Genomic DNA, 22886 nt, shown 5'->3' with positions numbered 1-22886 from the left:
GCGTCTGACGGTGCGGTGCGGCGGGCGGGCCTCCTGCTGGGGGTGCGGGGGTCGTCCCCCGCGATGTCGCAGTACGGCTGCCGTCCGCCGAAGCGTCGCCGCGTCTGACGGTGCGGTGCGGCGGGCGGGCCTCCTGCTGGGGGTGCGGGGGTCGTCCCCCGCGATGTCGCAGTACGGCTGCCGTCCGCCGAAGCGCCGCCGCGTCTGACGCTCGCCGCTTCACGGCTTCGGGACCGGGCGGTACGGCACTGTCAAAGCGCCGTATCGCCCGTACCCTTGCAGTACCCGCGCTTTTCACGGGCGCGGTTTCCGTCGGGCGTCAAATAGCGGGCGTCCACGAATGAAGGATCTCCACACATGCTGATCGCTCAGCGTCCCTCGTTGACCGAAGAGGTCGTCGACGAGTTCCGCTCCCGGTTCGTGATCGAGCCGCTGGAGCCGGGCTTCGGCTACACCCTCGGCAACTCCCTCCGCCGGACCCTCCTGTCCTCGATCCCCGGTGCGGCGGTCACGTCGATCCGGATCGACGGCGTGCTGCACGAGTTCACCACCGTGCCGGGCGTCAAGGAGGACGTCACCGACCTGATCCTCAACATCAAGCAGCTGGTCGTCTCCTCGGAGCACGACGAGCCGGTCGTGATGTACCTGCGCAAGCAGGGCCCGGGTCTGGTCACCGCCGCCGACATCGCGCCCCCGGCCGGTGTCGAGGTGCACAACCCCGACCTCGTCCTCGCCACGCTCAACGGCAAGGGCAAGCTGGAGATGGAGCTGACGGTCGAGCGCGGCCGCGGTTACGTCTCCGCCGTGCAGAACAAGCAGGTGGGCCAGGAGATCGGCCGTATCCCGGTCGACTCCATCTACAGCCCCGTGCTGAAGGTCACGTACAAGGTCGAGGCCACGCGTGTCGAGCAGCGCACCGACTTCGACAAGCTGATCGTCGACGTCGAGACCAAGCAGGCCATGCGTCCGCGTGACGCCATGGCGTCGGCCGGCAAGACCCTGGTCGAGCTGTTCGGTCTGGCCCGCGAACTCAACATCGACGCCGAGGGCATCGACATGGGCCCGTCCCCGACGGACGCCGCCCTGGCCGCCGACCTCGCGCTGCCGATCGAGGAGCTGGAGCTCACGGTCCGCTCCTACAACTGCCTCAAGCGTGAGGGCATCCACTCCGTGGGTGAGCTCGTCGCCCGCTCCGAGGCCGACCTGCTGGACATCCGCAACTTCGGTGCGAAGTCCATCGACGAGGTCAAGGCGAAGCTGGCCGGCATGGGCCTGGCCCTTAAGGACAGCCCGCCCGGATTCGACCCCACCGCTGCGGCGGACGCCTTCGGGGCGGACGACGACGCGGACGCGGGCTTCGTCGAGACCGAGCAGTACTAAGAGCTCGGGCCTTCCGGGTCCGTTCTTGGGTGCGGGTGCGCTGTGGCTGGTCGCGCAGTTCCCCGCGCCCCTTCCGGGAGCGCCCCTTCGGGGCTGCTCCCGGATCTCCGACAGGCGACCGCCCGCTCGGATACTGACTCCGGTACCTGATACGGCCGGGGCAGACACACAGGAGAGACAACATGCCGAAGCCCACCAAGGGTGCCCGTCTGGGCGGCAGCGCCGCGCACGAGAAGCTGCTTCTCGCGAACCTCGCGAAGTCGCTGTTCGAGCACGGCCGCATCACCACCACCGAGGCGAAGGCGCGCCGTCTGCGCCCGTACGCCGAGCGTCTGGTCACCAAGGCGAAGAAGGGCGACCTTCACAACCGCCGCCAGGTGCTCCAGGTCATCACGGACAAGAGCGTCGTCCACACGCTCTTCACCGAGATCGGCCCGCGCTACGAGAACCGTCCCGGTGGCTACACCCGCATCACCAAGATCGGTAACCGCCGTGGCGACAACGCGCCCATGGCCGTCATCGAGCTGGTCGAGGCGCTGACCGTCGCGCAGCAGGCGACCGGTGAGGCCGAGGCCGCCACCAAGCGCGCGGTCAAGGAGGCCGAGCAGGCCAAGGCGGAGGAGACCAAGGCCGACGAGGCCCCGGTCGAGGACGCCAAGCCGGCCGACGAGGCCGCCGCCGAGCCCGCCGCGGAAGCGGCTGACGAAAGCGCCAAGGACGCCTGAGGCTCTGCCTGACGCAACGCGAGCGGGTCCGCCCCCTGGGGGCGGGCCCGCTTCCGTGTTCCTGAGAGGATCCAGGGGTGAGTGACGAAGTACAGCCCGGTTACGTCCGCGTCCGCCTCGACCTGTCCTACGACGGCACCGACTTCTCCGGCTGGGCCAAGCAGGCCGGCGGCCGGCGGACCGTGCAGGGGGAGATCGAGGACGCGCTGCGGACGGTCACCCGGTCCAGGGAGACGTACGAGCTGACGGTGGCGGGGCGGACCGACGCCGGGGTGCACGCCCGGGGGCAGGTGGCGCACGTCGATCTGCCGCGCGAGGTCTGGGGCGAGCACCACGACAAGCTCCTCAAGCGGCTCGCGGGCCGCCTGCCCAGGGACGTGCGGGTGTGGGCCCTCAGGGAGGCGCCCAGCGGCTTCAACGCCCGCTTCTCGGCGGTCTGGCGCCGCTACGCCTACCGGGTCACCGACAATCCCGGCGGCGTCGACCCGCTGCTGCGGAACCACGTCCTGTGGCACGACTGGCCGCTGGACGTCGACGCCATGAACGAGGCGGCGCGGGCGCTGCTCGGCGAGCACGACTTCGCCGCCTACTGCAAGAAGCGGGAGGGCGCGACGACGATCCGCACGCTCCAGGAACTCGGCCTCGCGCGCGGCGACGACGGGATCATCACCGCGACCGTCCGCGCCGACGCCTTCTGCCACAACATGGTGCGCTCGCTGATCGGCGCGCTGCTGTTCGTGGGAGACGGGCACCGCGGGACGGACTGGCCCGGGAAGGTGCTGGCGGCCGGCGTACGGGACTCCGCCGTGCACGTGGTACGGCCGCACGGGCTGACCCTGGAGGAGGTCGGCTACCCGGCCGACGAGCTGCTGGCCGCGCGCAGCAGGGAGGCGCGCAACAAGCGGTCGCTGCCCGGGGCCGGGTGCTGCTGACGTCCGGCCCGGCTACTGGTTCGCCGCCGCCGACGCCTGGGCCTCGCCGCGGCGGCGGATCTGGCGGAAGGTGAACTGGGCCAGGTCGTCGCCGGTGGAGAAGACCGCGGTGTCCTTGGTCGTGACGTCCTTGCCGCTGGTGAAGCCGGTGATGGTGAAGTAGGCGTACCGGCCGTAGGAGTTGGTCGTGGAGCGGCAGACGGCGCCGTTGCAGAAGGCCTTGACGCCCTTGCCGGCCAGGGACCTGACGATGCTCTGCTTGTCCGCCTGGCCCTTGGCCCTGGTCGCCTCGGCCTCGGTGTCGAAGACGGCCACGCCGACCGTCACGGCGACGCCGTCCTTGATGTAGGTGACCCGCATCAGGCGGGTGCACTTGTTGGCGGTGAGCACCTTCGGGAGGGTGCCCTGGGCGGCCGAGGCGCAGTTCGTGGTGTCCGCGGTCGGGCCCTTCTTGTACACGGTCGAGCCCATGGTCAGCTGCGTGCCGGGGAAGAGCGCCGGGACGTCGAGCGGGGCCGTGTCCTTGGCCTTGCTGGAGACGAACTCCTTCGGGTCCAGCGGGGGCGGGGCGCTGGTCGGCTCGAAGGAGGGGACCGCCGTGCTGCTGCTCGGTATGTCCGCCGTCGAGGGAAGCCCGGTCGTCCGGTTCGAGGCGTCGCTGTCGCCGTTCGCGGACACCACGGCCATCGCGACGGCGGTGCCTATCGCGATGGTGGCGAGGGCGCCGCCGCCGATGAACAGCAGCCGGCGCCGCTTGTTGCGCGTCTCGGACGCCTCGGCGAGCGCGGCCCAGTCCGGTGTGTCGCCGCCGTTGCCGCTGTTCCACGGCTGCTGGGAATGCGGTTTCCAGGGATCCCACTGGGACGGGGGTCCCCCCTGCTGCCCGAAGCTCATGGGGCGCATCTTAGACGGGGGTTGGCGGGCCCCGTGGTGGCCGCGGCGCCTCCCGCGGGGACCTTTCCGGCACGGCGGCACATCTCGGCCCGCCCGTGTCGCGGAGGGCTCGTTTTGACCCGTACGTGCGACCCCGGTATTCTGCTTGTTCGTTGTGTATTGGCTTGCTCATTCTCACGGGACGGGCCCTTACACCGGTCCACCGGGCCGATGACCAGCGACCCCACGTACGCGGTTTGCGTCGCCGCCGTGCGGTCAAGGCTGTCGTGATCGTTTCGGTGACCTGTTCAGGACCATTCACTCGAAGCGAAGGCTACGAACCGTGCGTACGTACAGCCCCAAGCCCGGCGATGTGACGCGCCAGTGGCACGTCATCGACGCTCAGGACGTTGTCCTGGGCCGTCTCGCCACCACCGCAGCCACCCTTCTCCGGGGCAAGCACAAGCCGATCTACGCGCCGCACGTCGACGCTGGTGACTTCGTCATCATCATCAACGCCGACAAGGTGCACCTGTCCGGCAACAAGCGGACCCAGAAGATGGCGTACCGCCACTCCGGCTACCCGGGTGGTCTGCGCTCCGTCCGTTACGACGAGCTGCTCGCGAAGAACCCCGAGAAGGCCATCGAGAAGGCCGTCAAGGGCATGCTCCCCAAGAACACCCTGGGCCGTCAGATGCTCACGAAGCTGAAGGTCTACGCGGGCGAGAACCACCCCCACGCTGCCCAGCAGCCGGTTCCGTTCGAGATCACCCAGGTCGCGCAGTAAGTCCGGCCACCCCCTAAGACTGAAGAGAATCTGAGGAGCATCGTGGCCGAGACCACTGCCGAGCAGCCGCTCGAAGAGCTTGACATCGACAGCTACACCACCGAGTCCGAGGTTCCGGTGGAGGGTGAGTACACCTCCGAGTCCCTCGCCTCGCGCTTCGGTGAGCCCCAGCCCGCCGCCGGCCTGGGCCGCCGCAAGAACGCCATCGCCCGCGTCCGGATCGTTCCGGGCTCCGGCAAGTGGAAGATCAACGGTCGCACCCTCGAGGACTACTTCCCGAACAAGGTGCACCAGCAGGAAGTCAACGAGCCGTTCAAGGTCCTCGAGCTCGAGGGCCGCTACGACGTCATCGCCCGCATCGCCGGTGGCGGTGTCTCCGGCCAGGCCGGTGCGCTCCGTCTCGGTGTCGCCCGCGCGCTGAACGAGGCCGACGTCGACAACAACCGCGGCCCGCTGAAGAAGGCCGGGTTCCTGCGCCGCGACGACCGTGCGGTCGAGCGCAAGAAGGCCGGTCTGAAGAAGGCCCGCAAGGCCCCGCAGTACAGCAAGCGCTAAACGCGGCTGCTTCGCAGCTGCCTGCTCGTACGAACGCCCCGGCGGCACGCCACTGTGCTGTCGGGGCGTTCGTTTATCGCCATCGGGGGCGTATAACGGCACAAGATGCTCAACGGCTTGTGTGATCGGATGCTTGTCATCCATCGTCAGGCGCTTCCGAAACTGACGCTTCTCAGGAGGACAAGTGGGACGACTCTTCGGCACGGACGGCGTGCGCGGCGTCGCCAACGCGGACCTGACGGCGGAGATGGCGCTCGGCCTCTCCGTGGCCGCGGCGCACGTACTGGCCGAGGCGGGCACCTTCGAGGGCCACCGCCCGACGGCGGTCGTCGGACGGGACCCGCGCGCGTCCGGGGAGTTCCTGGAGGCGGCCGTGGTCGCGGGCCTGGCGAGCGCGGGCGTGGACGTGCTGCGGGTCGGCGTGCTGCCGACGCCGGCGGTGGCGTACCTGACCGGCGTGCTCGGCGCCGACCTCGGCGTGATGCTCTCCGCCAGCCACAACGCCATGCCCGACAACGGCATCAAGTTCTTCGCGCGCGGCGGCCACAAGCTCGCCGACGACCTGGAGGACCGCATCGAGGCCGTGTACGACGCGCACCGGCACGGTGAGCCCTGGGAGCGGCCCACCGGCGCGGGCGTCGGACGCGTGCGGGACTACGAGGAGGGCTTCGACAAGTACGTCGCCCACCTGGTCGCCGTACTGCCCAACCGCCTCGACGGGCTGAAGATCGTCCTCGACGAGGCGCACGGCGCCGCCGCCCGGGTCTCGCCCGAGGCGTTCTCGCGGGCCGGCGCCGAGGTGATCACGATCGGCGCCGAGCCGGACGGGCTCAACATCAACGACGGCTGCGGCTCCACCCACCTCGACAAGCTGAAGGCGGCCGTCGTCGAGCACGGCGCCGCCCTCGGCATCGCCCACGACGGCGACGCCGACCGCTGCCTCGCCGTCGACCACACCGGCGAGGAGGTGGACGGCGACCAGATCCTGGCCGTGCTCGCGCTGGCGATGCGGGAGCGTTCCGCACTGCGCTCCGGCACCGTCGTCGCGACGGTCATGTCGAACCTCGGCTTCAAGCTGGCGCTGGAGCGGGAGGGGCTGAAGCTCGTCCAGACCGCGGTCGGCGACCGCTATGTGCTGGAGGAGATGAAGCAGCACGGGTACGCGCTCGGCGGCGAGCAGTCCGGGCACGTGATCATCCTGGACCACGCGACGACCGGCGACGGCACGCTGACCGGCCTGATGCTGGCCGCCCGGGTCACGGAGACCGGGCGCTCGCTGAAGGACCTCGCGTCCGTCATGGAGCGGCTGCCGCAGGTGCTGATCAACGTGCCGGACGTGGACAAGTCCCGGGTGAACACGTCGGCGGAACTGGCGGCCGCCGTCGCCGAGGCCGAGCGGGAGCTGGGCGCGACCGGACGGGTGCTGCTGCGCTCGTCGGGGACCGAGCCGCTGGTCCGCGTGATGGTCGAGGCCGCGGACATCGAGCAGGCGCGGTCGGTGGCCGGGCGGCTCGCCGACGCGGTGAAGTCGGCGCTGGGCTAGGAGCCGCGGACCACGTCCCCGCAGGGGGTGCCCGGGGTCACTGCCCCGGGCGCCTGCTGAGACGTTCGCGCTGCTTGCTCCAGAACCACTTCTGGGACAGCAGCGTCAGCGTGCCGGCCATCACGATGCCCAGCAGGTTCAGCAGCAGCTGCTCCGTGGAGCCCCAGGTCTGCTTCGTGTCGCCGTAGCTCAGCGCGATGGCCGCGTTGGCGGCGGCGGGGACGGTGGTGACCGAGATCGCCACGCCCACCAGGGCGCCGGACTTGGCCGAGGTCAGGGAGAGCGTGCCGGCCGCGCCGGCCAGGACCGCCACGATGAAGCTGAAGGCGTCGGGCGCGTAGACGAACTTCGTCTGGGGGCGGTCGCCCTCCAGCATCCCCTTCGAGAACAGGCCGAGCGCGTCCATGAAGAGGCTGAAGCCCACCGTCGCCGCCATCGCCAGGGCGAACCCCACCAGCAGCGCGACCGCGGAGCGCAGCGCGAGGCGCGGGGCCCGCTGCACGATCGAGGTGGAGATGCCGGCCAGCGGGCCGAACTCCGGGCCCACCGCCATGGCGCCCACGATCAGGATGGCGTTGTCCAGCACGACACCGCAGGCCGCGATCATCGTCGCGAGGACGATGAAGGACACGTAGGTGACGGAGAGCGTCGACTCCTCGTGCGTGGCGTCGGTGAGGTGCTCCCACAGGACCGCGTCCGCTGCCTCGCCGGGCGCCTCCTCCTCGGCCTTCTCGGCGCGCTTGGACAGCGACAGGTCGATGTTCTCGACGGCGATCGAGCCCTCGCGGTCCAGGCCCAGCTCCTGCAGCTCGGACAGGAGCCCGTCGCCGGCCTCCCGGGCGACGTCGCACAGCACCACGTCCCCGGCCGGGTTGCGCGCGGCACCCGGCAGCACGACCAGGTGGGCGGTGCCCACCGTCTTCTCTATGAGGCGGACCACGTCGTCGGTCCTCCCGGACGGCGTGATCAGGCGCACATGCAGCATGGCCGCAGCGTAGCGGTCACAGCTTGCGCAGACGCAGGCGCTGCACCTTGTGGTCCGGGCCCTTGCGCAGGACCAGGGTGGCGCGGCCCCGGGTGGGCGCGATGTTCTCGGTGAGGTTCGGCTTGTTGATGGTGCGCCACAGCATGCGGGCGTAGTCCAGGGCCTCCTCCTCCGACACCTGCGTGTACTTGCGGAAGTAGGAGGACGGGTTCTGGAAGGCCGTCTGGCGCAGTTTCCTGAACCGGCTGAGGTACCAGCGCTCGATGTCGTCGGCGCTCGCGTCGACGTACACGCTGAAGTCGAAGTAGTCGGCGAGACCGACCCGGGTGCGGCCGTCGGTGCCGGGCAGGGCGGGCTGCAGGACGTTGAGTCCCTCGACGATCAGGACGTCGGGGCGGCGGACGGTGTACCTCTCGCCCGGGACGATGTCGTAGATCAGGTGGGAGTAGACGGGCGCGGCCACCTCGGCCTTGCCCGCCTTGACGTCGGCGACGAAGCGGGTGAGCGCGCGGCGGTCGTAGGACTCGGGGAAACCTTTCCGCGACATCAGGCCGCGGGCCTGGAGTTCCCTGGTGGGCAGCAGGAAGCCGTCCGTGGTGACGAGTTCGACGCGCGGGTGCTCGGGCCAGCGCGACAGCAGCGCCTGCAGCAGACGGGCGACGGTCGACTTGCCGACCGCCACCGAACCGGCGACCCCTATGACGAAGGGGGTGCCGGACTGGGACCCCTGCTCGCCGAGGAAGGTGTTCAGGGCGCCCCGGAGGCCGTCCGTGGCGCCGACGTAGAGGTTGAGGAGCCTGGACAGCGGAAGGTAGATGTCCCGCACCTCGTCGAGGTCGATGACGTCGCCGAGGCCGCGCAGCTTCTCGACCTCCTCGGCGGTGAGCGGCAGCGGCGTCTTGTCGCGCAGCGCGCTCCACTCGGCTCGGGTGAGGTCGACGTAGGGAGTCGCCTCCGGCCGCTGCCGGTGGGCGCTCCGGGGCATCGAGGGGACCGGAGAGATCACAGTCCATTGTTAACGGAGTTTGAACAACTCGGTGGGTGGGGTCCGTCACGCTGTCCGCGACCACGCTCGCTGCGCGTGGTCGCGTGCGGCGGCGTGGGCGCTCCGTATGACGCCGTGTGCGCGCTCGCACCGCGCCGTGTGCGCGCCCGATAGGACGCCGTGCGTGCGCCTGTAGGACGCCGTGCGTGCGCCCGTATCACTCCGTCAGTGCGCTCGTACGACAGTGGGAATTTCCGATTTCGGGCACGCGACGGCTCTTTTCGCCGGGTGCCGGCCCGTAGGCTGCCGCGCATGTGCGGAATCGTGGGATACGTGGGGGCGCAGTCGGCGCTCGATGTCGTGATGGCCGGACTGCGGCGGCTGGAGTACCGGGGCTACGACTCGGCGGGCGTGGCCGTGGCGGTGGACGGCGGGCTCGCCGCCGCGAAGAAGGCCGGGAAGCTGGTCAACCTGGAGAAGGAGCTGGCCGACCGGCCCCTGCCGACGGGGCAGACGGGCATCGGGCACACCCGCTGGGCCACGCACGGGGGTCCGACGGACGCGAACGCGCACCCGCACCTGGACAACGCGGGCCGCGTCGCCGTCGTCCACAACGGCATCATCGAGAACTTCGCTTCGCTGCGGGCCGAGTTGGCGGAGCGGGGCCACGAACTGGCCTCCGAGACCGACACCGAGGTCGTCGCGCACCTGCTGGCCGAGGAGTTCTCCTCCTGCGCCGACCTCGCGGAGGCGATGCGGCTGGTGTGCCGGCGGCTGGAGGGCGCGTTCACGCTGGTCGCGGTGCACGCCGACGAGCCGGACGTCGTCGTGGGCGCGCGCCGCAACTCCCCGCTCGTGGTGGGCGTCGGCGAGGGCGAGGCGTTCCTCGCCTCGGACGTCGCCGCGTTCATCGCGCACACCCGGTCGGCGATCGAGCTGGGGCAGGACCAGGTGGTGGAGCTGCGCCGGGACGGTGTGACGGTCACCGGCTTCGACGGGCGGCCCGCCGAGGTGCGTTCGTACCACGTCGACTGGGACGCGTCCGCGGCGGAGAAGGGCGGCTACGACTACTTCATGCTCAAGGAGATCGCCGAGCAGCCGAAGGCGGTCGCCGACACGCTGCTGGGGCGCATCGACGCGTCCGGCGCGCTGACCCTGGACGAGGTGCGGATCTCCGCCTCCGAGCTGCGCGAGGTGGACAAGGTCGTCATCGTCGCGTGCGGCACGGCCTTCCACGCCGGGCTGATCGCCAAGTACGCGATCGAGCACTGGACCCGCATCCCGTGCGAGGTGGAGCTGGCGAGCGAGTTCCGCTACCGCGATCCGATCCTGGACGCCCGGTCGCTGGTGATCGCCATCTCGCAGTCCGGCGAGACCATGGACACGCTGATGGCGCTGCGGCACGCCCGTGAGCAGGGCTCCAGGGTGCTGGCGATCTGCAACACCAACGGCTCGACGATCCCGCGCGAGTCGGACGCGGTGCTGTACACGCACGCCGGGCCGGAGGTCGCGGTCGCGTCGACGAAGGCGTTCCTCACCCAGCTCGTGGCGTGCTACCTGGTGGCGCTGTACCTGGGCCAGGTCCGGGGCACCAAGTGGGGCGACGAGATCTCCGCCGTCATCCGGGACCTGTCGCACATCTCCGGCGAGGTGGAGCAGGTGCTGGAGACCATGGAGCCGGTGCGGGAGCTGGCCCGGTCCCTGGCGGACAAGGACACGGTGCTTTTCCTGGGGCGGCACGTGGGCTACCCGGTGGCGCTGGAGGGCGCGCTGAAGCTGAAGGAACTCGCGTACATGCACGCGGAGGGCTTCGCGGCGGGTGAACTGAAGCACGGGCCGATCGCGCTGATCGAGGACGATCTGCCGGTCGTCGTGGTGGTGCCCTCGCCGCGGGGCCGGTCCGTGCTCCACGACAAGATCGTCTCCAACATCCAGGAGATCCGGGCGCGCGGCGCGCGGACGATCGTCATCGCGGAGGAGGGCGACGAGGCGGTGGTCCCCTACGCGGACCATCTCGTCCGCATCCCCGCCACGCCGACCCTGCTCCAGCCGCTGGTGGCCACGGTGCCGTTGCAGGTCTTCGCCTGCGAGCTGGCGACCGCCCGCGGCAACGAGGTGGATCAGCCGCGCAACCTGGCCAAGTCGGTGACGGTGGAGTAGGCGTCGTCCTGCAGCGCGCCCACGAAGGCGGCGAAGGCCTCGGCCGGGAAGGTGAGGGTGGCCCTGGCCGGGGTCTTGGAGTCGCGGACGGATATGCGGGCGGGGCCGGTGGCTATCTCGACGCAGGAGTCGCCGTCGCCGGGGCCTGAGTAGGACGACTTCCGCCAGTTATCGGGCGTGTCCATGGGTGCCTCACAGCTCTTTCGCCAGCCTGTGGATGAAGTCACGCGACCGCTCGGGGGTGAGCGAGACGGCCTCCACCTTACGGAAGAGCGTTCGAAAGGCGTCGAGCTGGGCGGCGGAATCGATGAACGTCGCACCGTGCGGTCCGTCCCGGACGACGGTGTCCAGCCTGGGTACCGATCCTCCCGCATACGTCATGGCGCTCGCGGCGCCGGCGAAGCCCGGCAGGTCGAAGGGGATGACGCGCACGGTGACGTGGTCTGCCTCGGACAGCTCCAGCACGCGCCGGAGCTGGGCTCGCGAGGCAGCGCGGTCGCTGACCATGATGCGCAGTGCCGCTTCGTGAATGACCGCTTCGTACGGCTTGGGCGCGGGGCCTTCCAGGATCACCTTCCGCCGCATGCGGTGCTGGACACGCAACTCCAGTTCCTCGTCGGGAAGCTCGGGAACTCGGTAGGCGTAGACGGCGCGAGCGTAGTCCTCCGTCTGGAGAGGACCGGGGACGTACAGGAACTGAGCCTCCCGCAGGAACGTCGCGTGGTGCTCCAGTTCGGCCAGATCGAGGAACGGCGTGGGCAGGGACCCGCGGTACTCCTCCCACCAGCCGCGCGTCCGGTCGGTCGCCATGGCCGCGAGGGCTTCGACCAACTCGACATCGGAACAGGAGTAGTTCGCGGCAAGGCGACGCAGACGCTGCTCGCTCACACCCGAAGTGCCCGACTCGATCTGGCTGATCTGCACGGAGTTCACCCCGAGCAGTGCCGCTGCCTCGCGTGCGCTGAGGCCTGCCGCCTCGCGGAGCCTGCGAAGTTCGACCGCCAGGCGCATCTGCCGAGCCGTGGGCTCGCGCTTGGTCCCCATCGACGACTCCTTGGCTCAACGTGTTTGCCGGCGCGACTCGTTCGTGGGCAGATTACGCGATCGGCTTGTCGTTTCTTAAATTTAAGGTCAACCGTCGGTGACGCGTCGCACACGCTGCGAAACGCCGGGACACCGGAAGCGCACCGCTTCGTCCTGCCGTGACGGACGCGGCAACGACACCGGAGCCCGATCTCGAACCCCCCTTCCCGTCAACGGAGTCGACCCATGCCCGAAAGCGAACCGTGGGAGTACTGCCTCTACATCCCGAACGACCCCCGCGCCGTCACCGTCAGCCGCCGCACCCTCCGCCTGATCCTCACCCTGCACGGACTGATCCGTCTGGTCGACGTCGCCGAGCTCCTCGCGGCCGAACTCGTCACGAACGCCGTGTCCCACACCAAGGGGCCCGCCGCGCTGAGGGTGCGCTGTGCGGCCGGGGTGCTGCGGATCGGGGCGTGGGACGCCGACCCGGAGCCGCCCGAGCCGCCGCGGCCCCCGGGCCAACCCGCCGACCTGGAGAACGGCCGCGGTCTCGCCCTCGTCCGCGCCTGCGCCGACCTGTGGGGCTGGCATCCGCTGGCCCGGCACGGCAACCGGGGCAAATTCGTGTGGTGCGAACTGGCGGCGGCGTGAACGTTTCCTCGCCGCCCGAAAGGGTGAACGCATTCAGATCGCCCGGACAGCCCATCCCTTGATCCATTTAGGTTGCGCACATGGTCACATCGGCTCACGAGGGCATGCACCGCATCTTCCAGGAGCGGCCCGAGGTACTGGCTCCTGTTTTCGGGGTGCTGGGTTTTCCGTTCTCCGCGAAGGCGACGGTGGATGCTGTCACCACGGACGTGACAGAGGCCCGGCCGCTGGAACGGCGCGTGGACACCGTGCTGCGTATCGGCCCGTCCGATGGCGAGGACTTCCTGCTCGCCATCGAATCGCAGTCGAAGCGAGTTCCCGGCAAGGAGGCGAGCTGGGCGTACTACGTCGCGTTCCTGCGGGCGAAGTACGGTCTTCCCGTGCTGCTCCTGGTGGTCTGCCAGGACAGAGCCACGGCCAAGTGGGCGGCCGGTCCCTTCGACTGCGGCACGCGCGACTGGACGGCTCAGCGGACGTATCCATTGGTGGTCGGCCCGGACAACCTTCCGGTGATCATCGATGCCCGGACCGTGGCGAAGAATCTCCCACTGGCCGTGCTCTCGGCCCTGGCTCACGCCCGAAGCGCCGACTGCGGCGCCATACTGGAGGCGATCAGCAGCGCCCTTCAGGAACTCCAGGAAACGGATCCTGAGACGGCCGGGTACTTCTTCGACTTCTTGGAAATCAACCTGGGGAACACCCCAGCCGGAGAGAAATGGAAGGAAATCATGTCGTTCGTCAGCTACTTCCCCGGCCGCGGGACGGTTCGTGAGACCGCCTACCTGGAAGGCAAGGCCGAGGGGAAGGCCGAAGATCGTGCCTCGCTGATTTTGCGCGTGCTGGAGTTGCACGGCGTCCCCGTCCCCGAGGACGCGCGGGAGCGCATCACCTCGTGTGCCGACCTCGACACGCTCGCCCGCTGGTTCGACCGCTCCCTGACGGCCACGGCGGTCGAGGAGTTGTTCGCCGAGGACCCGGAGGTACCGGCGGCCGGTCCTGAACGGGACTGAGCCGAGCGGATCGTAGAGTGCCCGGGTGAGCATCATCGGGGTCGGTATCGACGTGGCCGAGATCGAGCGGTTCGCGGCGTCGCTGGAGCGTACGCCCGGACTGGCTCGACGGCTGTTCCTGGACGGCGAGTTGCTGCTGCCCGGCGGGGAGCGCAGGGGCGTCGCCTCGCTCGCCGTCCGGTTCGCCGCCAAGGAGGCGCTGGCCAAGGCGCTCGGCGCGCCGGCCGGGCTGCTGTGGACGGACGCCGAGGTCTTCGTCGAGGACAGCGGGCAGCCGAGGCTGCGGGTGAAGGGCACCGTCGCCGCGCGCGCCGCGGATCTGGGGGTGCGGTCCTTCCACGTGTCGCTGAGCCACGACGCGGGAGTCGCGTCGGCCGTGGTGATCGCGGAGGGCTGACCGGCCCACGGACCGGCCCACGTGCGTGTGCGGGCGCTTCCGGGGGAGACTCGACCCCATGCGTACTGCGTACAGCGTGGAGACGGTGAGGGCGGCCGAGCGGGAGCTGATGGCGCGGCTCCCGGACGGGGCGTTGATGCAGCGGGCGGCGGCCGGACTGGCGGCCGCCTGCGCCGACTTGCTGGGGCGGGTCTACGGCAGCCGGGTCGTCGTGCTCGTCGGCAGCGGGGACAACGGAGGTGACGCCCTGTACGCCGGTGCGCGGCTGGCCCGGCGCGGAGCCGGCGTCACGGCCGTGCTGCTCGCGCCCGAGCGGGCGCACGCCGGCGGACTGGCCGCGCTGCGCCGCGCCGGGGGGACCACCGTCCGGCCGGAGGACGCCGAGCCGCTGATCGAACGGGCCGACCTCGTCGTCGACGGCATCGTCGGCATCGGCGGCCAGGGCGGGCTGCGGCCGGACGCAGCGCCGCTGGCCGCCGCCGCCGAGCGGTCGCGGGCGGCCGTCGTCGCCGTCGACCTGCCGAGCGGCGTCGACGTCGACACGGGCGAGGTGCGCGGAGCCGCGGTGCGCGCCGATCTGACGGTCACCTTCGGGACGCACAAGCCGGGACTGCTGATCGACCCCGCCCGCGCGCACGCCGGGTCCGTGCGGCTCGTCGACATCGGGCTCGGCGACGTCCTGCCCGACGAGCCCGAACTGGAGGCGCTGCAACACGCCGACGTGGCCTGCCTGCTGCCGGTGCCGACGGGGGAGAGCGACAAGTACCGGCGCGGGGTCGTCGGCATCGCCGCCGGGTCGGCGCGGTATCCGGGGGCCGCGGTGCTCGCGGTGTCCGGCGCGCTCCGGGGCGGCGCCGGCGCCGTGCGGTACGTGGGCCCGGCCGGGGACGCCGTCATCGCCCGGTTCCCGGAGACGCTCGTGTCGGACCGGGGCCCCAGGCACGCCGGGCGGGTGCAGGCGTGGGTGGTGGGCCCCGGCGCCGGTGACGACGCGTCGGCCGTCGGGGAGGTGCTGTCGGCGGACGTGCCGGTGCTGATCGACGCGGACGGGCTGCGGCTCGCCGACGTCGGCGCCGTACGGGCGCGCACGGCGCCGACGTTGATGACCCCGCACGCGGGAGAGGCCGCCGCGCTGCTCGGCGTGGCCCGGGAGGAGGTCGAGGGCGCGCGGCTGGCCTCCGCCCGCGAACTCGCCGCCCGCTACGACGCCACCGTCCTGCTCAAGGGCTCCACCACACTCGTCGCCGACCCCGGCGGCGGGCCGGTCCGGGTGAACCCGACCGGCACGTCCTGGCTGGCCACCGCCGGGAGCGGCGACGTGCTGTCGGGCCTCGCGGGTTCGCTGCTGGCGTCCGGACTGTCGGCGTCGGACGCCGGGAGCGCGGCCGCCTACCTGCACGGGCTGGCGGGGCGTTTCGCGGCGAACGGGGCACCGGCGGGAGCCCACGACGTGGCCGAGGCGCTGCCGCGGGCGTGGCGGGACGTCTGCCGCTGAGCGGGGTCGTCGAGCTGTTGAGCGGGCCGGTCGAGCCGCTGAGTGGGGCCGTCGGTGCGGGGGCGGCTCGTCGGTGGCCCGTCGGTTCGGGCGTACGGCCCGGTCCACAACCGGGGCCGCCCACCGGGGGCTCGCGCGGGGGCGCACGATATGACCGCGGCGCTGCCGGGGCGTCGCGGGACGCGTGCTGCTCAACGTGTGCCGCTGAGTTGGGCCGTCGGTACGGGGGCGCGGCCCCGTACGGAACCGCGGTCGCCCGCCGGGGGCTCGCGTGGGGCCCGCGACGGGCTGGGGCGTGGCCGGGGGCGTGGCAGGCGTGTGCCGCTGCGCGGGTTCGTGAACCCGCTGAGCGGGCCGGTCGAGCCGCTGAGCGGGGCCGTCGGTGCACGGGGGCACGGGCGGGCCGTGGCGCCGGGTGGCCAGGGTGGCGGCAGGTGTCTGTCGGGTCCGGGCGGGGCCTCTGAGAGACTGGGGGCGCCATGAACGAGACAGCAGCTGCCCCCACCGCGACCCTGCGGGCCCGCGCCGAGATCGACCTCGCTGCCCTGCGGGCCAACGTGCGGGCCCTGCGCGCCGTCGCGTCCGGGGCGGCCGTCATGGCCGTCGTGAAGTCCGACGCGTACGGCCACGGGGCCGTGCCGTGCGCCCGCGCGGCCGTCGAGGCGGGGGCGACCTGGCTCGGCACGGCCACCCCCGAGGAGGCGTTCGCCCTGCGGGCCGCCGGGCTTCCGGGGCGGATCATGTGCTGGCTGTGGACCCCCGGCGGGCCGTGGCAGCAGGCGATCGAGGCCGACGTCGACGTGTCGGTCAGCGCCCGGTGGGCCCTGGCGGAGGTCACCGAGGCCGCCCGGCGGGCCGGCCGGCCCGCGCGCGTGCACCTGAAGGCCGACACCGGCCTCGGCCGCAACGGATGCCAGCCGGGCGCCGACTGGCGCGAACTCGTCGGCGCGGCCCGCCGCGCCGAGCGCGACGGGCTGCTGCGCGTCACCGGCCTGTGGTCCCACTTCGCCTGCGCCGACGAACCCGGACACCCCTCCATCGCCGCGCAGCTCACCCTGTTCGAGGAGATGGCCGCCCACGCCGAGGCGCAGGGCGTGCGGCCCGAGGTGCGGCACATCGCCAACTCGCCGGCCCTGCTCACGCTTCCCGAGAGCCACTTCGACCTGGTCCGCACCGGCATCGCGATGTACGGCATCTCGCCCAGCCCCGAGCTCGGCACCCCGGCCGACTTCGGGCTGCGCCCGGTGATGACGCTGTCGGCGTCCCTCGCCCAGGTCAAGCACGTACCGGGCGGCCACGGCGTCAGCTACGGCCACCACTACGTCACCCCCGGCGACACCACCCTCGGCCTCGTCCCCGTCGGATACGCCGACGGCATCCCGCGGCACGCCTCCGGCACCGGCCCCGTCCTGGTCGGCGGCAAGTGGCGCACGGTCGCGGGGCGGGTGGCGATGGACCAGTTCGTCGTGGACCTCGGGGGAGACGAGCCGGAGGCCGGCGCCGAGGCGGTGCTGTTCGGGCCCGGCGACCGCGGCGAGCCGACCGCCGAGGACTGGGCGCAGGCCGCGGGCACCATCGCGTATGAGATCGTCACCCGCATCGGAACGCGTGTTCCCCGCGTCCACACGCACGTCCGTATGGACGACCATGTGGGCGAGGGCCAGGCGGGGTAACCGCTCGGGGTCCGACGGCGTCACACCATCCGTGGGCGGCACCACCCCGGTGCCGCGCGAGCCATCGAACAGCAGTCCGTCGAAGGGGAGCGGGTACGTGAGCGAGAGCAGTGCGGAGGCCCTCACGGCCGTCGCCTCCGCCGCGCAGGCGACGGCCGCGACAGCCGCGACGGTTGCGACGGCCGCGGCGGTCGCGACCGGCGGGACGGGCGGGACCTGGCGCAGGGTGACCGGCATCGCGGGCGCCGCGATAGGCGTGGCCGCCGCGGGCGCCGCCGCCGGCCTCGCCATCGAACGGCTCACCGTCGGCCGCGACATACGGAGGAAGGCGCGGCTCGCCCTCGACTCCACCGGACCGTACGGCGCGCTGCGCGGCACCCCCGGCAAGGCGTACGCCGACGACGGGACCGAGCTGTACTACGAGGTCGACGACGTCGACCCGGAGGCGGCCCCCGCACTGACCCCGCGCCGCCGCCGGCTGTTCGGGCGCAAGGCGCCCGCCCCGGTCACCGTCGTCTTCTGCCACGGCTACTGCCTCAACCAGGACTCCTGGCACTTCCAGCGCGCGGCCCTGCGCGGCGTGGTGCGGACCGTGCACTGGGACCAGCGCAGCCACGGCCGCTCCGGGCGGGGCGTGCGGCAGGTGCGCGACGGGGTGCCGGTCACCATCGAGCAGCTGGGACAAGACCTGAAGGCCGTCATCGACGCCGCCGTGCCGGAGGGCCCGATCGTGCTGGTCGGGCACTCGATGGGCGGCATGACCGTGATGGCCCTGGCCGACCGGTACCCCGAGCTGATCCGCGACCGGGTCGTCGCGGTCGCCCTCGTCGGCACGTCGTCCGGGCGGCTCGGCGAGGTCAACTTCGGCCTGCCGGTGGCCGGCGTCAACGCCGTGCGGCGGGTGCTGCCCGGAGTGCTGAAGGTGCTGGGGCAGCGGGCCGAGCTGGTGGAGAAGGGGCGGCGGGCCACCGCCGACCTGTTCGCCGGAGTCGTCAAGCGGTACTCGTTCGCCTCCCGGGACGTCGACCCGGCCGTCGCCCGGTTCGCCGAGCGGATGATCGAGGGCACGCCGATCGACGTCGTCGCCGAGTACTACCCGGCGTTCGACGACCACGACAAGACCGAGGCGCTCGCGTTGTTCAGGGACATACCCGTGCTGGTGCTGGCCGGTATCGGCGATCTGGTCACGCCCAGCGAGCACAGCGAGGCCATCGCCGACCTGCTGCCGGACTCCGAACTGGTGCTCGTGCCGGACGCCGGGCACCTGGTGATGCTGGAGCACCCGGAGGTGGTCACCGACCGGCTCGCCGACCTGCTGACCCGTGTGGGAGCCGTGCCCGCAGGGGCTACCGTGGGTGGCTATGGAAGCACCAGCAGCACCGCACGACGCGGCTGAGACCGAGCTGACCGTCACCTCCCCCGAGCAGATGCGGGAACTGGGCCGCAGACTGGCGAAACTGCTGCGCGCCGGTGACCTGGTGATGCTCAACGGCGAACTCGGCGCGGGCAAGACGACCCTCACCCGCGGCCTCGGCGAAGGGCTCGGCGTCCGGGGCGCGGTCACCTCCCCGACCTTCGTGATCGCCCGGGTGCACCCGTCGCTCGCCGACGGCCCGGCGCTGGTCCACGTCGACGCCTACCGGCTGGGCGGCGGGCTGGACGAGATGGAGGACCTCGACCTGGACGTCTCGCTGCCGGAGTCGGTGGTCGTCGTGGAGTGGGGCGAGGGCAAGGTCGAGGAGCTGACCGACGACCGCCTGCACGTCGTCATCCACCGGGCCGTCGGCGACACCGCGGACGAGGTCCGGCACGTGACGGTGACCGGGCTGGGCCGGCGGTGGGCGGCGGCCGACCTGAGCGTGCTGTCGGCCTGACGCGGTCGTTCGTCCCCCGGGATTTCGGCTGCGGCGTATGTCGCCCCCTGGGGCAGGGTGCGGCTGCCGCGCATGTCGCCCCCAGGGGCGGGTTCCGACACGATGTCGGCAAGATGTTGCGTCCGGCGTCCGGTACGTGGTCACATGGTGTCTCCGACGTGGTTAGGTGTACCTAACTACGCTCGCCCCCGGCTCCCAGGAGGCGCTCATGCCGGCCACGGAACGAGACGAGGCGTTGCCGCGCGAGGTGTCCGAGGTGCCGTCGCGCGGCGTGTCCGCGGTGCCCATGTGCGACCTGCTGGCGTCCTGCGCCGCCGCGAAGGTCATCTCCACCCCGCCGCGCGTACCCGACCCCGAGGCGGCCCGGCCGCGCCCCGCGCACCGGGAGACCGGGCACACGGAAGCCGGACACCGGGAAACCGGGCATCGGGACGCCGCCTGAGCTCCCTGGGCGAAGGCCCGGCCCCGGCGGTGCGCTGGGCGGACAGGCCCTGAGCAGGTCGGGCGAAGTCCGCAGCGGTCCGGCAGCGCCCTGAAGGGGCGCGGGGAACCGCGCGACCGGCCACGATGGTGCGGCAGACGCGGACGATCGACGGCAAGACGCGCGCGGCACTTCCGCGGAGCGCTCAGCGGACCACCACGACCGGGCGGCCGATCGTCGCGAACGCCCACATCGCGTCGCCGTCCTCGCGGGACTCGCGGATGCCGCCCGTGCGCACGCCCTCGTCCGGTTTCGCCGTCGCCGGCCCCGCCGGTGTGCTGAACCCGATGGCGACGCCGTCCACGTCGGCGAAGCGGACGACGTGCCGGACGGGGGCGCCGTCGGTGCCGGTGACGGAGTTCGAGCGGGAGGTGACCTCGTAGCTGCCCGGCGCCGGGTCCACCTTGCCGGGCAGGACCAGGAACGTGCGGCGCACCTTGTCGCGCGCGCCGACCAGCCACACCCGGTCGCCGGTCACCGAGTACACGACCCGTGCGCCCGTGCCGGAGTCGACGGGAAGCGCGGTGGGGTCCTTCGGGCCGCGGGCCGGGTGCGTGGGCGCCGCCGACGGCGACGTACCGGCGTGCGGCCCGCCCAGGCCGTCCGGGACGCCCGCGGAGGCCTGGAAGGCGAGGACGCCGACCGTCGCGACGGCCGCCGTGGTGAGCCCGAACACGATTCCTGAGCTGCCGCCTGCCACCGTCGCCCACCTCAGCCGTCGCGTCGTACGTCGTGCTTCCGGGCGACCGTAGCAGCCCCCGTGCGCCCGGACCGGGCGGCCGTGCGCGCGCCGCGGGAGCCGTAGGCTGTTTGCGTGCTCTTGCTCGCTCTGGATACCGCCACCCCCGCCGTGACCGTCGCCCTGCACGACGGAACGGACGTCATCGCCTCCTCGACCCAGGTGGACGCGCGCCGGCACGGAGAGCTGCTGCTGCCGGCCGTCGACCGGCTGCTCGCCGAGGCCGGACTCGAGATCGACGCCGTCACCGGCATCGTCGTCGGCGTCGGACCCGGCCCGTACACCGGGCTGCGGGTCGGCCTGATGACCGCGGACACCTTCGGGCTCGTGCTCGGCGTCCCGGTGCACGGCGTGTGCACGCTCGACGGCCTCGCGTACGCGGCGGACATCGAGGAGGGCCCCTTCGTCGTGGCGACCGACGCCCGGCGCAAGGAGGTCTACTGGGCGACCTACGCCGACTCCCGCACCCGCCTGACCGGCCCGGCCGTCGACCGGCCCGCCGACATCGCCGACCGGGTCGCCGGGCTGCCGGCCGTCGGCGCGGGCGCGCTGCTGTACCCGGACACCTTCCCCCGGGCGCACGAGCCCGAGCACGTGTCGGCCGCCGCCCTGGCCTCGCTGGCCGCCGAGCGGCTCGCCGCCGGGGAGGAACTGTCCGCTCCGCGGCCGCTGTACCTGCGCCGGCCCGACGCCCAGGTCCCCAAGAACTACAAGGTGGTCACCCCCAAGTGACCGGACCCCAGACCCCCCGGCTGCGCGAGATGCGCTGGTGGGACATCGACCCCGTGCTGGAGCTGGAGAAGGACCTGTTCCCCGAGGACGCCTGGTCCCGGGGCATGTTCTGGTCCGAACTGGCCCACGCGCGCGGCCCCGAGGCGACCCGCCGCTACCTCGTCGCCGAGGCCGGCGGCCGGATCGTCGGGTACGCCGGGCTCGCCGCCTCCGGTGATCTCGCCGACGTCCAGACCGTCGCCGTCGCCCGCGACCACCAGGGCACCGGGCTCGGCGGACGCCTGCTGACCGAGCTGCTGCGGGCGGCGACCGCGTTCGAGTGCTCCGAGGTGATGCTGGAGTGCCGGATCGACAACACCCGCGCCCAGAAGCTGTACGAGCGTTTCGGCTTCGAGGCCATCGGGTTCCGGCGGGGCTACTACCAGCCGGGCAACGTCGACGCCCTGGTGATGCGCCTGACCGACCCTTCCACCTCCGTACAAGGAACCGAGATCAATGGCTGACGAACCACTCGTCCTCGGCATCGAGACCTCCTGCGACGAGACCGGCGTCGGCATCGTCCGCGGCACCACCCTGCTGGCCGACGCCGTCGCCTCCAGCGTCGACGAGCACGCCCGCTTCGGCGGCGTCGTGCCGGAGGTGGCCTCCCGCGCGCACCTGGAGGCGATGGTGCCGACCATCGACCGCGCGCTGAAGGACGCCGGGGTCAGCGCCCGCGACCTGGACGGCGTCGCGGTCACCGCGGGCCCGGGGCTGGCGGGCGCCCTGCTGGTCGGCGTCTCGGCGGCGAAGGCGTACGCCTACGCCCTCGGCAAGCCGCTGTACGGCGTCAACCACCTCGCCTCCCACATCTGCGTCGACCAGCTGGAGCACGGCCCGCTGCCGGAGCCGACGATGGCGCTGCTGGTCAGCGGCGGGCACTCGTCGCTGCTGCTGTCGGGCGACATCACCTCCGACGTCCGGCCGCTGGGCGCGACCATCGACGACGCGGCCGGCGAGGCCTTCGACAAGATCGCCCGCGTGCTGGACCTCGGCTTTCCGGGCGGCCCGGTCATCGACCGGTACGCGCGGGAGGGCGACCCGGACGCGATCGCGTTCCCGCGCGGCCTGACCGGCCCGCGCGACCCGGCGTACGACTTCTCCTTCTCCGGCCTCAAGACGGCCGTCGCCCGCTGGATCGAGGCCAAGCGGGCCGCGGGCGAGGAGGTGCCGGTGCGGGACGTGGCGGCCTCCTTCCAGGAGGCGGTCGTCGACGTGCTCACCCGCAAGGCCGTGCGGGCGTGCAAGGACGAGGGCGTGGACCACCTGATGATCGGCGGCGGCGTGGCCGCCAACTCCCGGCTGCGGGCGCTGGCGCAGGCGCGCTGCGAGGCGGCGGGGATCCGGCTCAGGGTGCCGCGGCCGAAGCTGTGCACGGACAACGGGGCGATGGTGGCGGCGCTCGGCGCGGAGATGGTGGCCCGGAACCGGCCGGCGTCCGGCTGGGACCTGTCGGCCGACTCCTCGCTGCCGGTGACGGACCCGCACGTTCCCGGCCGTGACCACGGCCACGGTCATGGCCACGGTCACGGTCACGGTCACGGCCACGTGCATGAGACCGCGCAGGAGAACCTGTACTCGTGACCGTCGCGCTGATGTGGGAGGCGAGGGCCGCCGCGGGGCGCGGCGCGGAACTGCTCGCCTGGGCCCGGGCCCAGGAACTCCCGGGCCGGTCCCGCCCCCTGCGCCGGGAGACCTTCCGCGCGCCGCAGGACCGCGTCCTCGTCATCACCTGGTGGGACGCGGCCCTCGACGCCGACCTTCCCGAACTGCCCGAGCCGGACGCCGAGTTGGTCACCAGGGCGGTGCACCGGTGGCGGTTCGAGTCGGTGGGGGCGGAGTAG

25 protein-coding genes are annotated in these 22886 nt (G+C 72.2%); 19 read left to right on the top strand and 6 right to left on the bottom strand.

Features of this window, described 5'->3' with window-relative positions:
- Nucleotides 1-357 precede the first annotated feature (357 nt).
- The 3 genes from AB0G63_RS13890 (at nucleotide 358) to truA (ending at nucleotide 3037) form a co-directional block, all read left to right on the top strand.
- A complete protein-coding gene (locus AB0G63_RS13890) occupies nucleotides 358-1380 on the top strand; it encodes a DNA-directed RNA polymerase subunit alpha (RefSeq protein WP_003966937.1) in 1023 nt (340 codons plus the stop codon).
- Between the two features lie 182 nt (nucleotides 1381-1562).
- Nucleotides 1563-2105: a 50S ribosomal protein L17 gene (gene rplQ, locus AB0G63_RS13885; protein WP_360749217.1), complete on the top strand. Its 543-nt coding sequence runs from the start codon at nucleotides 1563-1565 to the stop codon at nucleotides 2103-2105.
- Between the two features lie 77 nt (nucleotides 2106-2182).
- Entirely contained in the window at nucleotides 2183-3037 is an 855-nt protein-coding gene (truA, locus tag AB0G63_RS13880) for a tRNA pseudouridine(38-40) synthase TruA (RefSeq protein ID WP_360749214.1), read from the top strand.
- Between the two features lie 12 nt (nucleotides 3038-3049).
- On the opposite strand, the gene AB0G63_RS13875 is transcribed toward truA, so the two are convergent.
- Nucleotides 3050-3931, bottom strand: coding sequence for a hypothetical protein (locus AB0G63_RS13875; protein ID WP_360749211.1), 882 nt, complete (start codon nucleotides 3929-3931; stop codon nucleotides 3050-3052).
- Between the two features lie 322 nt (nucleotides 3932-4253).
- Between AB0G63_RS13875 and rplM the strand changes: the two genes are divergently transcribed.
- The 3 genes from rplM to glmM all read left to right on the top strand — a co-directional run bounded on the left by rplM (nucleotide 4254) and on the right by glmM (nucleotide 6795).
- Nucleotides 4254-4697, top strand: a complete 444-nt coding sequence (gene rplM, locus AB0G63_RS13870) for a 50S ribosomal protein L13 (protein ID WP_360749208.1) — start codon at nucleotides 4254-4256, stop codon at nucleotides 4695-4697.
- Between the two features lie 42 nt (nucleotides 4698-4739).
- The gene (gene rpsI, locus AB0G63_RS13865) at nucleotides 4740-5252 is read left to right on the top strand and encodes a 30S ribosomal protein S9 (protein WP_030173946.1); all 513 of its coding nucleotides are present in this window, start codon (nucleotides 4740-4742) and stop codon (nucleotides 5250-5252) included.
- Nucleotides 5253-5436: 184 nt separating this feature from the next.
- Nucleotides 5437-6795, top strand: coding sequence for a phosphoglucosamine mutase (gene glmM / locus AB0G63_RS13860; RefSeq protein ID WP_360749204.1), 1359 nt, complete (start codon nucleotides 5437-5439; stop codon nucleotides 6793-6795).
- Between the two features lie 37 nt (nucleotides 6796-6832).
- On the opposite strand, the gene AB0G63_RS13855 is transcribed toward glmM, so the two are convergent.
- Entirely contained in the window at nucleotides 6833-7780 is a 948-nt protein-coding gene (locus AB0G63_RS13855; protein WP_360749201.1) for a DUF389 domain-containing protein, read from the bottom strand.
- A gap of 16 nt (nucleotides 7781-7796) precedes the next feature.
- Nucleotides 7797-8765 carry a type I pantothenate kinase gene (coaA, locus tag AB0G63_RS13850; RefSeq protein ID WP_360749198.1) on the bottom strand — a complete coding sequence of 323 codons (969 nt, stop codon included), beginning with the start codon at nucleotides 8763-8765 and terminating at the stop codon, nucleotides 7797-7799.
- Nucleotides 8766-9077: 312 nt separating this feature from the next.
- Between coaA and glmS the strand changes: the two genes are divergently transcribed.
- Complete coding sequence (gene glmS / locus AB0G63_RS13845) at nucleotides 9078-10925, top strand: glutamine--fructose-6-phosphate transaminase (isomerizing) (protein ID WP_360749195.1); 1848 nt, start codon at nucleotides 9078-9080, stop codon at nucleotides 10923-10925.
- On the opposite strand, the gene AB0G63_RS13840 is transcribed toward glmS, so the two are convergent.
- Both AB0G63_RS13840 and AB0G63_RS13835 read right to left on the bottom strand, forming a co-directional pair.
- Nucleotides 10886-11110: a DUF397 domain-containing protein gene (locus AB0G63_RS13840; protein ID WP_360749192.1), complete on the bottom strand. Its 225-nt coding sequence runs from the start codon at nucleotides 11108-11110 to the stop codon at nucleotides 10886-10888. The genes glmS and AB0G63_RS13840 overlap by 40 nt on opposite strands.
- Nucleotides 11111-11117: 7 nt before the next feature.
- Nucleotides 11118-11969, bottom strand: a complete 852-nt coding sequence (locus AB0G63_RS13835) for a helix-turn-helix transcriptional regulator (RefSeq protein WP_360749190.1) — start codon at nucleotides 11967-11969, stop codon at nucleotides 11118-11120.
- Between the two features lie 225 nt (nucleotides 11970-12194).
- On the opposite strand from AB0G63_RS13835, the gene AB0G63_RS13830 reads away from it, so the two are divergent.
- From AB0G63_RS13830 to AB0G63_RS13795, 8 genes are all read left to right on the top strand, one after another.
- Nucleotides 12195-12602 carry an ATP-binding protein gene (locus AB0G63_RS13830; RefSeq protein WP_360749187.1) on the top strand — a complete coding sequence of 136 codons (408 nt, stop codon included), beginning with the start codon at nucleotides 12195-12197 and terminating at the stop codon, nucleotides 12600-12602.
- A gap of 80 nt (nucleotides 12603-12682) precedes the next feature.
- Entirely contained in the window at nucleotides 12683-13612 is a 930-nt protein-coding gene (locus AB0G63_RS13825; RefSeq protein ID WP_360749184.1) for a hypothetical protein, read from the top strand.
- Between the two features lie 25 nt (nucleotides 13613-13637).
- Nucleotides 13638-14009, top strand: coding sequence for a holo-ACP synthase (locus tag AB0G63_RS13820; RefSeq protein ID WP_324789161.1), 372 nt, complete (start codon nucleotides 13638-13640; stop codon nucleotides 14007-14009).
- A 58-nt stretch (nucleotides 14010-14067) separates the two neighbouring features.
- Nucleotides 14068-15504: an NAD(P)H-hydrate dehydratase gene (locus tag AB0G63_RS13815; RefSeq protein WP_360749181.1), complete on the top strand. Its 1437-nt coding sequence runs from the start codon at nucleotides 14068-14070 to the stop codon at nucleotides 15502-15504.
- A 479-nt stretch (nucleotides 15505-15983) separates the two neighbouring features.
- The gene (gene alr / locus AB0G63_RS13810; RefSeq protein WP_360749178.1) at nucleotides 15984-17177 is read left to right on the top strand and encodes an alanine racemase; all 1194 of its coding nucleotides are present in this window, start codon (nucleotides 15984-15986) and stop codon (nucleotides 17175-17177) included.
- Between the two features lie 97 nt (nucleotides 17178-17274).
- Nucleotides 17275-18573: an alpha/beta hydrolase gene (locus AB0G63_RS13805; RefSeq protein WP_360749175.1), complete on the top strand. Its 1299-nt coding sequence runs from the start codon at nucleotides 17275-17277 to the stop codon at nucleotides 18571-18573.
- Nucleotides 18539-19051 carry a tRNA (adenosine(37)-N6)-threonylcarbamoyltransferase complex ATPase subunit type 1 TsaE gene (gene tsaE / locus AB0G63_RS13800; protein WP_360749172.1) on the top strand — a complete coding sequence of 171 codons (513 nt, stop codon included), beginning with the start codon at nucleotides 18539-18541 and terminating at the stop codon, nucleotides 19049-19051. Before AB0G63_RS13805 ends, tsaE begins: the two co-directional genes overlap by 35 nt.
- A 208-nt stretch (nucleotides 19052-19259) precedes the next feature.
- Nucleotides 19260-19493 (top strand): hypothetical protein, encoded by a 234-nt coding sequence (locus AB0G63_RS13795; protein WP_360749169.1) that lies wholly within the window; start codon nucleotides 19260-19262, stop codon nucleotides 19491-19493.
- A gap of 184 nt (nucleotides 19494-19677) precedes the next feature.
- Here AB0G63_RS13795 and AB0G63_RS13790 read toward each other — a convergent pair whose 3' ends face one another.
- The gene (locus AB0G63_RS13790) at nucleotides 19678-20232 is read right to left on the bottom strand and encodes a hypothetical protein (RefSeq protein WP_360749166.1); all 555 of its coding nucleotides are present in this window, start codon (nucleotides 20230-20232) and stop codon (nucleotides 19678-19680) included.
- A 114-nt stretch (nucleotides 20233-20346) separates the two neighbouring features.
- Between AB0G63_RS13790 and tsaB the strand changes: the two genes are divergently transcribed.
- Genes tsaB through AB0G63_RS13770 form a run of 4 tightly spaced genes read left to right on the top strand, consistent with a single transcriptional unit; the run spans nucleotide 20347 to nucleotide 22886 of the window.
- Complete coding sequence (gene tsaB / locus AB0G63_RS13785) at nucleotides 20347-21003, top strand: tRNA (adenosine(37)-N6)-threonylcarbamoyltransferase complex dimerization subunit type 1 TsaB (RefSeq protein WP_360749163.1); 657 nt, start codon at nucleotides 20347-20349, stop codon at nucleotides 21001-21003.
- On the top strand, nucleotides 21000-21506 hold the full coding sequence (rimI, locus tag AB0G63_RS13780) for a ribosomal protein S18-alanine N-acetyltransferase (RefSeq protein ID WP_360749160.1): 507 nt from the start codon (nucleotides 21000-21002) through the stop codon (nucleotides 21504-21506). Before tsaB ends, rimI begins: the two co-directional genes overlap by 4 nt.
- Nucleotides 21499-22626 carry a tRNA (adenosine(37)-N6)-threonylcarbamoyltransferase complex transferase subunit TsaD gene (gene tsaD, locus AB0G63_RS13775; protein WP_360749157.1) on the top strand — a complete coding sequence of 376 codons (1128 nt, stop codon included), beginning with the start codon at nucleotides 21499-21501 and terminating at the stop codon, nucleotides 22624-22626. The genes rimI and tsaD overlap by 8 nt, the downstream gene beginning before the upstream one ends.
- Nucleotides 22623-22886 carry a hypothetical protein gene (locus tag AB0G63_RS13770; protein ID WP_360749154.1) on the top strand — a complete coding sequence of 88 codons (264 nt, stop codon included), beginning with the start codon at nucleotides 22623-22625 and terminating at the stop codon, nucleotides 22884-22886. Before tsaD ends, AB0G63_RS13770 begins: the two co-directional genes overlap by 4 nt.

The organism is Streptomyces sp. NPDC020996 (assembly GCF_040641355.1).
In the GTDB taxonomy this organism is placed as follows: Bacteria; Actinomycetota; Actinomycetes; order Streptomycetales; family Streptomycetaceae; genus Streptomyces.
The sequence above is the reverse complement of the archived record's forward strand: the minus strand, read 5'-3'. Positions and strand labels throughout refer to the sequence as shown.